The organism is Streptomyces sp. BI87, from assembly GCF_025957665.1.
Lineage (GTDB): Bacteria > Actinomycetota > Actinomycetes > Streptomycetales > Streptomycetaceae > Streptomyces > Streptomyces albidoflavus.
On record NZ_CP110079.1, the window covers coordinates 925,694 to 937,653 of the forward strand.

General features: G+C 74.9%; 9 protein-coding genes and 1 pseudogene. 5 read left to right on the top strand and 5 right to left on the bottom strand.

The window, feature by feature from the left end; translation table 11 throughout:
- Positions 1–49 precede the first annotated feature (49 nt).
- Genes OIM89_RS03955 through OIM89_RS03965 form a run of 3 tightly spaced genes read left to right on the top strand, consistent with a single transcriptional unit; the run spans position 50 to position 2,960 of the window.
- Positions 50–1,102, top strand: a complete 1,053-nt coding sequence (locus OIM89_RS03955; RefSeq protein ID WP_030699604.1) for an ABC transporter substrate-binding protein — start codon at positions 50–52, stop codon at positions 1,100–1,102.
- Complete coding sequence (locus OIM89_RS03960) at positions 1,099–2,160, top strand: FecCD family ABC transporter permease (protein WP_226964648.1); 1,062 nt, start codon at positions 1,099–1,101, stop codon at positions 2,158–2,160. The genes OIM89_RS03955 and OIM89_RS03960 overlap by 4 nt, the downstream gene beginning before the upstream one ends.
- Entirely contained in the window at positions 2,157–2,960 is an 804-nt protein-coding gene (locus tag OIM89_RS03965) for an ABC transporter ATP-binding protein (RefSeq protein ID WP_175458254.1), read from the top strand. The genes OIM89_RS03960 and OIM89_RS03965 overlap by 4 nt, the downstream gene beginning before the upstream one ends.
- A gap of 162 nt (positions 2,961–3,122) precedes the next feature.
- Here OIM89_RS03965 and OIM89_RS03970 read toward each other — a convergent pair whose 3' ends face one another.
- The 4 genes and pseudogenes from OIM89_RS03970 to OIM89_RS03980 all read right to left on the bottom strand — a co-directional run bounded on the left by OIM89_RS03970 (position 3,123) and on the right by OIM89_RS03980 (position 5,230).
- On the bottom strand, positions 3,123–3,911 hold the full coding sequence (locus OIM89_RS03970; RefSeq protein WP_030699601.1) for an ABC transporter permease: 789 nt from the start codon (positions 3,909–3,911) through the stop codon (positions 3,123–3,125).
- A 23-nt stretch (positions 3,912–3,934) separates the two neighbouring features.
- Positions 3,935–4,510, bottom strand: a complete 576-nt coding sequence (locus OIM89_RS03975) for an ATP-binding cassette domain-containing protein (RefSeq protein ID WP_229359969.1) — start codon at positions 4,508–4,510, stop codon at positions 3,935–3,937.
- Positions 4,511–4,553: 43 nt separating this feature from the next.
- Positions 4,554–4,661, bottom strand: a pseudogene (locus tag OIM89_RS29965) (ABC transporter ATP-binding protein); the annotation flags it as partial.
- Entirely contained in the window at positions 4,658–5,230 is a 573-nt protein-coding gene (locus tag OIM89_RS03980) for a TetR/AcrR family transcriptional regulator (RefSeq protein ID WP_221933367.1), read from the bottom strand. The pseudogene OIM89_RS29965 and the gene OIM89_RS03980, both read right to left, overlap by 4 nt.
- 155 nt (positions 5,231–5,385) lie before the next feature.
- Here OIM89_RS03980 and OIM89_RS03985 point away from each other — a divergent pair, with 155 nt between their 5' ends.
- Together OIM89_RS03985 and OIM89_RS03990 are read left to right on the top strand one after the other, a co-directional pair.
- Positions 5,386–5,718: a hypothetical protein gene (locus OIM89_RS03985; protein WP_226964647.1), complete on the top strand. Its 333-nt coding sequence runs from the start codon at positions 5,386–5,388 to the stop codon at positions 5,716–5,718.
- A 166-nt stretch (positions 5,719–5,884) separates the two neighbouring features.
- Entirely contained in the window at positions 5,885–6,955 is a 1,071-nt protein-coding gene (locus tag OIM89_RS03990; RefSeq protein WP_260679523.1) for a PP2C family protein-serine/threonine phosphatase, read from the top strand.
- Positions 6,956–6,960: 5 nt separating this feature from the next.
- Here OIM89_RS03990 and OIM89_RS03995 read toward each other — a convergent pair whose 3' ends face one another.
- On the bottom strand, positions 6,961–11,862 hold the full coding sequence (locus OIM89_RS03995) for a DNA repair ATPase (protein WP_264490996.1): 4,902 nt from the start codon (positions 11,860–11,862) through the stop codon (positions 6,961–6,963).
- Between the last annotated feature and the right edge of the window lie 98 nt (positions 11,863–11,960).

Genomic DNA, 11,960 nt, shown 5'->3' on the forward strand with positions numbered 1-11,960 from the left:
TGTACGCCAGGCTTCGCGACCGAGCCTCGACACCGAAAGCCGCACCCCTGTGCCTGTTGCGCCCTTCCGCCCAACCTCCCTCGCCGCCTCCTGCGCCGTCCTCGGCCTGCTGCTCACCGCGTGCGGAGGGGGTGCCTCCCAGCCGGCCGGCGACGCCAAGGGCGCCAAGGCGACCACGCTGGAGAACTGCGGCCGCACCCTCACCGTCGAGCAGCCGCCGGAGCGCGCCGTCTCGCTCAACCAGGACTCCACCGAGATCCTGCTCTCGCTCGGCCTCGCCGACCGGATGGCAGGCACCGCCACCTGGACCGACCCGGTCCTCCCCCACCTGGCCAAGGAGAACGCCAAGGTCAAGCGGCTGGCCGACAACAACCCCTCCTTCGAGAGGGTCCTCGACCAGGAACCCGACTTCGTCACCGCCTCCTTCGAGTCGACCCTCGGCAAGGGCGGCGTCGCCACCCGCAAGGCCTTCGAGGACCTCGGTGTGGGCACGTACGTCTCGCCCGCCGACTGCGCCAAGTCCCACACCGGCGACGGCGACGGCTCCCGGGACGAACCGCTGACCATGGCCGCCATCCACGGCGAGGTCACCGACCTGGCGAAGGTCTTCGGCGTCGAGGAGCGCGGAGAGAAGCTCGTCGCCGACCTCGCCCGGCGCGCCGAGAAGGCCACCGACGGGCTCAGCACGAAGAAGGCGCCCGAGGACGAACGCCCCACCCTGCTCTACTGGTTCGCCAACGCCGAGGCGCCGTACATGGGCGGCTGCTGCGGCGCCCCCGGCATCATCACCGAGGCCGTCGGGGCGAAGAACGTCTTCGACGACACCCAGGCCGAGTGGCCGCAGATCAACTGGGAGACGGTCGCCGACCACGACCCCGACGTGCTGGTCATCGGCGACCTGACCCGCAAGTCGCAGACGGCGGAGAGCGCTGCCAAGAAGATCGCCTTCCTGGAGTCCAACCCGGCCACCCGCACCATGACGGCGGTGAAGGAGAAGCGGTACGTGCTGCTGAGCGGCGCCGCGATGAACCCCTCGATCCGCACCGTCGACGGCATCGAGGAAGTCGCCGCCAAGCTGCGTGAGTTCGGGTTCGCCAAGTGACCCCCACCGCCGCGCGGCCCCCCACCGGGAAGGAGCGGACGCGGCGGCGGCCGGGGGCGTGGACGCTCGGCCTCCTCGCGCTCGCGCTGCTGCTGGCCTCCGTCTCGGTCGCCATCACCATCGGCCCGGCCCGGGTCTCGGTCCCCGACGTGTGGGCGGTCGTCGCCTCGCGCTTCGGCGACGGCGAGAGCGGGCTGACGCCCGTCCGCGAGGGCATCGTCTGGGAGCTGCGGCTGCCGCGCACCGTGCTGGCGGCGGTCTGCGGGGCCGGGCTCGCGGTCTGCGGCGTGGTCATGCAGTCGCTGCTGCGCAATCCGCTGGCCGACCCGTTCGTCCTCGGCGTCTCCTCCGGCGCCTCCACGGGCGCGGTCGCGGTGGTCGTCCTCGGCCTCGGCGGCGGCGCGCTCTCGATCTCCACCGGCGCCTTCCTCGGCGCGCTGGTCTCCTTCGGGCTGGTGCTGCTGCTCAGCCACAGTCTGGGCGGCACCACCGACCGGGTGGTGCTCTCGGGGGTCGCGGGCATGCAGCTCTTCTCGGCGCTCACCTCGTTCGTCGTGATGTTCGCCGCCGACGCCGAGCAGACCCGGGGCCTCCTCTTCTGGCTGCTCGGCAGCCTCTCGGGGGCCACCTGGACCGACGTGTGGGCGTGCCTGGCGGTGCTGGTGGTGGCGCTGGTGGTGTGCGGGGCGCGGGCCGTCCAGCTCGACGCCTTCGCCTTCGGCGCGGAGAGCGCCGCCGCGCTCGGCGTCTCCGTGACGCGCACCCGGCTGATCCTGCTGAGCGTCACCGCGCTGCTCACCGCCGCGCTGGTCAGCGCGGCCGGCGCGATCGGCTTCGTCGGCCTGGTGCTGCCGCACGCGGCCCGCGCCCTGGTCGGCACCCTGCACGGCCGGCTGCTGCCGGTGGCGGCGCTGAGCGGCGCGGTCTTCCTGGTCTGGGTGGACACCCTGGCCCGGACCGTGCTGGCGCCGCAGGAGATCCCGGTCGGCGTGGTGACCTCGCTGATCGGCGTGCCCGCCTTCGTCCTCATCATGTACCGCACCCGGAGGCCCTCATGACCGGCCGCGAGGCACTTCCCGACGACGGGCCGGCGCTCCGGGCCGAGCGGGTCACGCGGTCGGCCGGCGGTCGGCTCGTCCTCGACGGCGTCGACCTGGAGGCGCGCGCCGGCAGCACGGTGGGGCTCATCGGGCCCAACGGCTCCGGCAAGTCGACGCTGCTGCGGCTGCTGGCCGGGCTGCTCGCGCCGAGCGGCGGCACCGTCACCGTGGACGGCTCCACCCCAGCCGAGCTGGGCCGCCGCGAGACGGCCCGGCGGCTCGCCGTGGTCGGCCAGCACGCGGCCACCGACACCGACCTGACCGTCCGCGACGTGGTCGGGCTCGGCCGCGTACCCCACCGGCGGGCCTGGGCGGCGCCCGGTGCGGCCGACCGGGAGGCGGTGCGGGCCGCGCTGGAGCAGACCGGGCTGGTGCCCTTCGCGGACCGGCTCTGGCACACGCTCTCCGGCGGGGAGCGGCAGCGGGCGCAGATCGCGCGGGCGCTGGCGCAGGAGCCGCGTCATCTGCTGCTCGACGAGCCCACCAACCACCTCGACGTACAGCACCAGTTGGAGTTGATGTCGCTCGTGGCGGGGTTGCCGGTGACCTGTGTGGTGGCGTTGCACGATCTCAATCTCGCGGCGATGTTCTGCGACGAGGTCGTGGTGTTGCGCGCGGGGCGCGCGGTGGTCTCCGGGGCTCCCGGGGAGGTGCTCAGTGAGGGGCTGATCGCTGAGGTGTACGGGGTGCGGGCCCGGGTCGTGGCCGACGGCGGGGGGACGTTCGTGCGCTTCCTGGCGCCGGAGGCCGGTCACTGACCTGGGCCCCGGCGGCTGGCCGGCCAGGGTCGCGGTGCGGTCCGCCGCGACCGTGCCCTGTCCCCGTACGCCAGCGACCGATGCCGCACGGTCCGGAGTCCGCATCGCAGATGGGGCGCCGCCTCCCTCTGTCCCGCCGGGGTACGCGACGCCATCTGGTCTTCAGCGCCGCAACTGGAGACGTGACCAGGCCAGCACGGTCAGCGCCGCGAAGGCCAGCGAGAAGGCGACGCTCACCGCGAGCTGGACCGTCGTCGCGGGTGCGATCGGGCCGTCGGGCGCGGTGTGCCCCATCGTCCAGAGGGCGGGCGCGGCGAGGGGCAGCCGGCCGGCCGCGCCGGCGAGGACGCCGACCTGGGCGACGATGACGAGGCCGATCGCCGTCGAGACGCCGCCCAGGATCGAGCGGGAGACAGTCGCGACCCAGGCGACGGGCAGCGCGACGAGCCCGGTGAGCAGGCCGAGGAAGAACTGGCGACCGATCCCGGACCAGGCGGCGGCGTCCGGGGGACCGTAGCCGAGCAGGTTTCCCAGGACGAGGAGACCCGCGACGAGCAGCGTGTTCAGGGCGGCCAGCCAGCCTCCGTACACGGCGAGCTTCGCGGCCGCGGTCTGGGCGCGGCTCACCGGGAGGGCGAAGAGGCCGACCACGGTGCCGTCCGCGAACTCGCGGGCGAACATCCAGGCCAGGACAGTGCCGAAGCCGAGGAGCCCGCCCGCTCCGGTGATCTGCGCGACCGTCGTGAGCAGCCCCGGCCAGTCCAGGGTGGCGGTCGGGCCGAGTTTCGCGGCGAGTTGGGGGTTGCCTCCCGCGAGGGCCCCGCTGATGCCCGCCGTGATGGTGAGGATGCCGCCGGCGATGACCGCGGTGCCGAGCACGCCGACGCGGGAGCGGGCGAGTTTGCGCAGCTCGCAGTGGAACGCGGCGGCCAGAGCGGTGCGGGCGGTCATGGGCGTCACCATGGACGCGGCTGTCACAGGGCCCCCCTTCTCGTGCGGGTTCGGGTTTCGTCGTCGGCCAGAACGCGGGCGAAGAACGCCCGTTCCAGGTCGGCGCCCACCGGGTCGAGGTTTCCGATGAGCCGCCCGGCGTTCATGATCATGATGCGGTGGGCGATCCGGGCGACCTCGTCGAGATGGTGGCTGCTGACGAGTACGGCGGCCCCCGCCCGCGCCCTGCGGGTCAGGGCATCGCGGAGCAGGAGGACCGCGGCGGGGTCGAGGGCGTTGCTCGGCTCGTCGAGGACGATGAGGCGCGGGAGGTGCTGGAGCGCCGCGGCCAGGCCGACGCGTTGGCGGTTGCCGAGCGAGAGTCGGCCGAAGCGGCGGCCGGCGAGTGCGCCGAGGTGCCATTCATCGAGGGCCTCCTCCGCCGTCGCAGGCGCGGCTCCGCGCAGCCGGGCGGCGATCTGGAGGTTCTCGCGCGTGGTGAGTTCGGGGTAGGCGGACGGCACCTCGACGAGCTGGCCCACGTGGGCCCATTCGGCGCGCGGGAGCTCGCCGAGCGGGCGGCCCAGGATTCGGACGACGCCCGAGGCCGGTCGCAGCATGGCCGAGAGCCAGGCGCATCAGGGTCGTCTTCCCGGCGCCGTTGAGGCCGATGAGGGCCACGATCTCGCCCGGTGCGACGGTGAGATCGAGGCCGTGTACGCCCGCGCCGCCCGGGTGGCGGACGCCGACGTCGGCGAGGGTGAGGCTCATCGTCCGCCGCCCAGGGTGTCCAGGACGCGGTCAAGCACGTCCCGCAGCCCGGCCGCACCGGGCGCCACCGCCTCTGCCGTGCCGCCGCCCGCCCAGTCGAGGAGAGCGACGCTCAGTCCGGCGACGAGGGCGCTCGCCACGACCCTGGCCTCGGTCCGCGCGGTGCCGCGTTCGCACAGCGCGCCGACGAGGGCGTCGACGGTGGCCCGGCTGTTCCGCTCGATTGCGCCGTGCAGCCCCTTGGCGCCGGCGATGATCCGGATCCGCTCGCGGACCGACTCCACCTGGTCCTCGGGAAGCTGTCGCCAGACCGTACGGATACCCTCGGCGGCCGCGCGCATCGGGTGCTCCTGCGGCGGCCGGGCGCGCACCGCGGCGGCGACCGCCGGGTCGAAGGCGTCCTCCAGAAGCAGTGCCTCCTTGGTGGCGAAGTGCCGGAAGAGCGTCATCTCACTGACCCCGGCCCGCTCCGCGACGGCCGCGGTCGTCGTGGCGTCGTAACCCTGGGCCGCGAACATCTCAAGTGCGGCGGTGCGGAGGGTTTCGTGCGTACGGGCGTATCTGCTCACCCTTGAATGTTAGCAACTAACATTCAGTGGTTCGAGACCTGCCCCTCACCCCAACGCTCCGATTTCTCAACACCCCAGGCGCCTTGCCGGCCAGCTCGCGAGCGTCGGAAAACGACCGCCCGCCGACCCCCGGGGCGGCGATCACGAACCCTCAGATGGGCGATGAGGGCAACGCGTCCCGGAAAGGAACACCGGCGGACGGCCCAACCGATGGATTCCGGCACAGGCTCATCGACCACGCGCGGGTCTCGACCGCCGACCCGGACCCCGGTCTTCAGACCGGCTCCGTTCTCCACCTGGTGACACTCGGAGCCGATCCGGGCGAGCGCCGCATCGGGCTGCACGTCATCGAGCAGGGCGTCGGTACCTCCACCATGGAGGGCCGCGCGATGCTCGGGCTGCTGTCCGTGCCGGCCGACCGCCCACCGCCCACCGAGGACCACCGCGGCGAAGCCCTGAAAGCTGCCGGCTGGTCACTCGTTCCCTGATGTCCGAGCTGGGACTACAGGGCCGGACCGGTGCGGCCAGCCGGATGCCGCACGGCGAAATCGAACAAGATACGGACAGGTAAGCGTGTCTGCCCGGTCTGAGCGGTGAAGGCGTGTGAACTCGCGGGACGAGACCGCGCGACCCGACGGCAGGAAGGACCCCGCGGTGGACCGGATCGGACGGCGCTGGCCCGCCTATGCGGGGGTGGTGCCGTGGGCCCTGCTGGTCCTGGGCATCGTGATGGACCTGGCGACGCCGAAGGAGGTCAGCGGCGGGCCCCTGATCGTCCTCGCCTGTGTGGCGTCCGGGGTGATCATGTCGTTCCGGGCGACGCTCCGGCTGGTCCTGGTGGCCTTCCTCGCGGAACTGCTGACGGGGTTCTGGGAGTCCGGCACGGCCTGGGCCCAGCAGTTCGTCGACCTGGCGTACGTGGTGGTCGCGGGGGCCCTCGGGCTCGACCTGAACCGGCTGGTGATCCGGTACGGCCGACGGATCACCGAGGTCCGCACGGTCGCCGAGAGCGTGCAGCTCGCCCTGCTGCCCGAGCCGCCGGTCCGGCTGGCCGGGTACGACATCGCCGCCTCCTACCGGGCGGCGCAGACCGAGGCGCGGATCGGCGGTGACCTGTACGCCGTCCACGACAGCCCGTGGGGGCTGCGGGTCCTCATCGGGGACGTGCGCGGCAAGGGGATGGGCGCGGTCAGCACCGACGCCCTGCTGCTCGGCGCGTTCCGGGAGGCGACCGAGGACGTGCCCACGCTGGAGGCGCTCGGCGCCCGGCTCGACCGGCGGCTGACCCGCGAGGCGCCGGGGCTCGGCGAGGAGCTGGAGATCGAGGGGTTCACCACGGCGGTCCTCGCCGAGTTCCCGCACGGCGGGGAGCTGGTGCGGCTGCTGAACTTCGGCCACCCCGGCCCCTACCTGGTCGCCGGCGGCCACGTACGGGAGCTGGACGCCGAGGTGCCGAACCTTCCCCTGGGCATGTCCGGCTTCGGCCAGGAGGTCTCGCCGCACCAGGAGTTCGCCTTCCCGCCCGGATCGAGCCTGCTCCTCGTCACCGACGGGGTGACGGAGTCGCGCAACCCGCAGGGCGTCTTCTTCGACCCGGTGCTCGGCCTGGAGGGCATGTCCTGCTCCTCGGCGAAGGCGGCCGTCAACAGCCTCCTCACCCGGGTCGACGCATGGACGGGCGGGGTCTCCACAGACGACCGCGCGGTCCTCGCGGTCGCCCACTGACCGGCCTACGAGCCTCCGCCCCGGATCGCCCCCTCCACCGCAGCGAGCCGGTCGGCGAGCAGCCCGAGGGCGGCGACGGCCCGGCCGAGCTGGTCGCCGTCGGCGCCGCCGATCGCCTGGTGGCGTACGTACGCGGCGCACACCTGCTCCCAGCGTGCGGCCTGCTCCTCGGTCAGCCGGCCTCGCAGGGCGGCCAGTTTGAGCAGGTTGGCCTCGGCGCCGCCGGTGAGGGTCTGGGCCTCGGCCCGGTAGTGGTCGTCGAGGAGCGCGACCAGTTCCGCCTCGTCCATGACCGGGGAGATGCGCTCGGCGATCCGGTTCATGTTGCGGTACGAGCCCTGGAGCCGGAACGGCGGCTCGGTGCGGGTCTCGTCGGCCTGGGCTGCGGAGGCGATGTACGCGGCGTTGACCGCGAGGACCGTCTCGCGGGCGGCCAGCAGGTGGCGCAGGACGGCGGTGGCGCGCTCGCGCTCGGCGGGCGGGCAGGGCGTGCGCAGGTGGTCGGGCCGGGCGGAGGCGTCGCCGCGGGCGAGGCGCAGGAAGAGGTCGAGGTCGGCGCGGTCGCGGCCGGCCAGCGGGGCGAGGTCGGGGTGGGAGGTGAGGGCGTTCTCCACGAAGCTCTGCGCGAAGGCGTCCTCCTTGCCGGTGAGGACGTCGCCGAGGTTCCAGACGTCGGCCCGGTTGGCGAGCATGTCGGGGACGCGGAAGAGGTGGCCGGACTCGGTGTAGGGGTTGCCGGTCATGCAGATGGCGAACCGCTTGCCGCGCAGGTCGTAGCTGCGGGCGCGGCCGTCCTGGACGCCGTCGACGCGGCGCTGGGCGTCGCAGAGCGGGATGAACTTGCTGAGGAGTTCGGGTGAGAGGTGCTGGATGTCGTCGATGTGGAGCAGGGTGTTGCTGCCCGCCGCCAGCGCGAAGTTGATCTTCTCGATCTCCTGGCGGGCGGTGGCGTCGGGGGCCTCGGCCGGGTCGAGCGAGGTGACGCGGTGGCCGATGGCGGGCCCGTCGACGCGGACCCGGAGCAGGCCGAGGCGGTCGGCGACGTACTCCATGAGCGTCGTCTTGCCGTAGCCGGGCGGGGAGAGGAGGAGCAGCAGGCCGCTGTGGTCGGTGCGGCGGGCGGCTCCGGCGGCTCCCAGCTGCTTGGCGAGGTTGTCGCCGATCAGCGGCAGGTAGACCTCGTCGATGAGGCGGTTGCGGACGAAGGAGGTGAGGACGCCGGTGCGGTGCTGGTCGAGGCGGAGCCGGTCGCGTTCGGCGGCGACCAGGGCGGCGCGGCGGGCCTGGTAGGCGCGGAAGCCGGGCAGGGTGCGGGTGGTGAAGTGCCGGGTGCGGGCGAGGAAGGTGTCGAGGCGCAGGGTGAGGGTGCGGTGGTGGATGCGGGGGTGGTCGCCGAGGAGCCCTTCGGCGGTGGCGGTGAGCGGCGCGTCCCCCTCGTACCGGTCGAGCCCAGGGCAGAGTTCGGTGGCGGCGGCCTCGGCGAGGTCGCCGGGTTCGGTGGTGTCGCCGCTCGCGGTGGTGGCGGCGGTGAGCCAGGCCGTGACGAGCTGGTGGGCGGCGGGCAGCGAGCCGGGGCCGAGGGCGGCGAGGTCCTCGTCGTAGGCGGGGCCCGCGGTGCGGCGGAACTTCTCCAGCAGGGCGCGGGCGGCACCGCCGGTGACGAACCCCGGGCGCCCGTCGGCCAGTTCCTCGTAGAGGTAGGCGGCGGCGAGGCCGATGTCGACGCCTTCGGTGCCGGGGGTGCCGCTCGCGGCGAGGGCGTCGGCGAGTTCGGCGCGCAGTTCGTCCTCGGCGCCGGTGGGGCCGAAGGCGGCGCGGGCGCGGGCCAGTGAGCGGGCACGGCGGGCGAGGCCGGCGCGGGTGTCGGCCGTGGTGTGGTGGGCCCAGAAGAGCTGGGCGGCGGCGCGTTCTGCGGCGGGGAAGCGGAGGAGGCCGGCTGACTGGTGGAGCGGGAGGAGGGCGCGGAGTATCCGTACGGTGTCGTGGTCGTGGACGCCGCGTTCGTACCCCTCCTCGGGCGCGGCCTCGGCGGCGGCGCGGACCAGTGCGGGCAGGTCGGCGGTGGCGAGGGCCTCGGCGCCGTGGTCGGTGAGGAGGCGGGCGGCGAGGTGTTCGGCGCGGTAGAGCTCGGCGGACTCCGAGGGGAGGGTCTGCTCCCAGTAGGGGCGGGTGGCGGCGAACTCGGGGTCGGTGACGGGGCTGCGGTAGTCGGTGCCGCTGAGGGCGAAGGCGAGGGTGTCGCCGTCGGGGACGAGGGTGAGTTCGGCGGGGCGGGTGGTGACGGCGAACCGGTGGCGGCCGAGGCGTACGGTGCGGCCGCCGTCGGCGTAGAGGTCGGCGCGGTCGCGCAGGGCGCGGGCGGCCTCCTGGCGGGCGGCCTTGAGGCGGCCGGCCAGTTCCTCGGCGCGGACCGGGTCGTCGGCCTCGCGCAGCGCCTCGATGGTGCGGGTGACCTTGGCGGCCATCGGGTCGGTGGCGAGGAAGGCGGTGACCGCCTCCTGGTCGGGGAGGGCGGCGAGGCGCCGGGTGAGGGAGACGAGGATGCGGTCGGCGGAGTCGGCGAGCCGCTGGGTGTGGCGGGCGCGGGCGTCGGCGAGGGTCTGGCCGCGGGTGGTGAACGCCTCGTGGATCTCCTCGCGGCGGGCGGCGAGTTCGTCGAGGAAGGTGTCCTGTGCGGCGAAGCGGCTCTCCAGGTCCTCGACGCGCAGCAGCAGGGCGGCGAGTTGTCCGGCGCAGCTCTCGGGAGTGTCGGCGGCGGCCAGTGCGGCGGTGGTGGCCTGGGCGAGCAGGGCGAGTCCGGCGCCGAACTCGGCGCGGCCCTCGGTCTCGGCCAGGGCGCGGCGGCGGGCGGCGAGGGTGGCGCGCGCCCGGTTGACGGCGCCGAGGACCTCGGCGACGGCCTCCAGGATGCCGGTGCGGACGGTGGCGTCGGAGATGTCGATGCCCGCGACGACCTCGGAGACGGTGGTGAGCCGTTCGGTGTGCTCGTCCAGGGCGCGGGTGAGCGGGGCGGCCTCGGCGGCGGTGGCCAGGGCCTCGGCCTCCTCGGTGAGGCGGGCCGCGTCCTGGTGGTGGGCGGCGAAGGCGTCGGGCCGGGCGAGGTGGCTGACGGCCCGGCGGGCCGCGGCGGCCGTCTCCTCGCCGAGTTCCTCCGCGAGCCGGTCGGCGCGCCCGGGGTCGGCGTACCGCAGCTCCTTGGTGGCGAGGATGCGGCCGTGGGCGCGGCGCAGGGCGGTGAGCGAGGCGACCCAGCCGTCGGCGGACTTGGGCGCCTCGCCCCGGACGCGGCGGACCAGGGCGGCGGCCTCGTCGGCGGCCTCGTCGAGGGCCTGGGCGGCCTGCCGGGTGAGGTCGGTGACGTGCTGGAACTCGTCGATGATCTGCCCGGCGGTCTCCCGGACGCGCTCCAGGGGTTCGTGCAGCGCGCCGAGTTCCGGGTCGCCGAGCCAGGGGTGCCGGTCGAGGACGGCGGCGCAGTCGTCGCGCAGGGCGCGGTAGACGGCGGTGGTGGGCAGGGTGGCGCCGCCCGCCGTGCGGGCCAGCGAGAGGCAGGCGCCCAGCGCCCGCACCAGGTCCGGGTTGCCGACCCGGGCGAGCGGGCCCTCGCCGCCGTAGGCCGCGGCCCGGGTGTCGGCGACGTAGGGGGTCCGCCAGAGCTGGACGGGGTGGACGCGGGTGGGCTCGCCGCCGTCGTCGGCGCGGAGCACGGCGAGGGTGCCGTCCTCGTGCCGGGCCCAGCCGGTGCAGCGCAGCGGGGCGGCCAGCTCCTTGCGGAGCATGTTGTACGAGAGGAGCAGCCCGGGGGCGAGGCCGTGGGCGTGGTACGCGTAGAGCACGTCCTCGCCGAGCGGGGAGCGCAGTTCGCGGTCGAACTCCAGGGCGGTGCCGGTCCGGTCCTCGAAGTTCTTGCCGGTGCCGTCGGCGAGGAACATGCCGCCGGGGTGGACGACACCCTGGTCGTCGGGGAGGCGGCGGAAGGCGCCGTCGGAGGCGTCGAGCCGGTGCACGGCGCCGGTCGGCGTGTGGACGACGAGGTGGCGCCACTCCTCCTCCTTGTAGGGGCGGACCCGCAGCAGGACGAGGGGGCCGACGCGGGCGTGGGCGAGGTCGGCGTCGGCCAGCGACTGGAGGGGTTCGGCGACGGGCTCCCGGTGGGCGGGGGTGGCGTCCTCGCCGGTGGTGACGGTGAGGTGGCCGCCGACGGTGGAGACGCCGACGCCCTCGGCGACGGCGACGTAGGGGTGGCGGCCGAGCACGTGGTCGTCGCGGGTGGCCGGGGTCCACTCGACGCCGGCCCCGCCGGGTGCGGGCTCGCGGGTGTCGCGCTCGCCCCGGGCGTCGAGGAAGGCGACGGAGCCGTCGGCGGCGACGGACCAGCGCAGCACCCGCAGGTCCGTCGCGCGCTCGCCGGTCCGGAAGACGGCGAGCAGCTTCTGACCGGAGCGGCGCAGGCGCAGCAGCCGGGCCCTCCGGTAGTAGCGGTGCAGGGCGGCGAACTCGGTGCGGAACGCCGGGTCGCCGAGCAGTCCGGGTACGGCGTCCTCGGGCAGCGGCGAACCGTCGCGGGCGTGGAGCGAGAAGACGTCCCCGACGGCGGGTCCGCCCCCGGCGGTGACGGTGTCGGGCAGGTCGCGCACGCCGAACAGCAGGACGTCGCCGAGGGCGGCCAGGTCGGCGGCGCGGGCCGGGTGGGCGGTGCGCAGGGTGAGGGTGCCGGTGGCGGCCGGGGCCGTCGACCCGAACGCCTCGGTGCGGCGGGCGTCCAGCGCCTCGGCCCGGCGGGCCAGTTCGCCCGCCTGGGCGGCGAGCCGGTCCCGCAGCACGTCGTAGGCGGCACCGTCGAGCTGGGGCGCGGCCTGGCCGGCGGCCTGGTCCTGGGGCTGCGGGGCGGTGGGCGGGGTGGTCATCTCTGGTGCTCCTTGGGCTTGTTCCGGCGGGCCGGGCGGCGGCGGGGCCGGGCTGCGGGGAGGCGTACGGACGACGCACGGGCGGCGGGGCGGGGGCG

Bases quoted from the DNA above. Each gene is read 5' to 3' on its own strand.
- OIM89_RS03965 (WP_175458254.1), top strand. From the start codon at position 2,157: ATGACCGGCCGCGAGGCACTTCCCGACGACGGGCCGGCGCTCCGGGCC.
- OIM89_RS03970 (WP_030699601.1), bottom strand. From the start codon at position 3,911: ATGACCGCCCGCACCGCTCTGGCCGCCGCGTTCCACTGCGAGCTGCGC.
- OIM89_RS03975 (WP_229359969.1), bottom strand. From the start codon at position 4,510: ATGCTGCGACCGGCCTCGGGCGTCGTCCGAATCCTGGGCCGCCCGCTC.
- OIM89_RS03985 (WP_226964647.1), top strand. From the start codon at position 5,386: ATGGGCGATGAGGGCAACGCGTCCCGGAAAGGAACACCGGCGGACGGC.
- OIM89_RS03995 (WP_264490996.1), bottom strand. From the start codon at position 11,862: ATGACCACCCCGCCCACCGCCCCGCAGCCCCAGGACCAGGCCGCCGGC.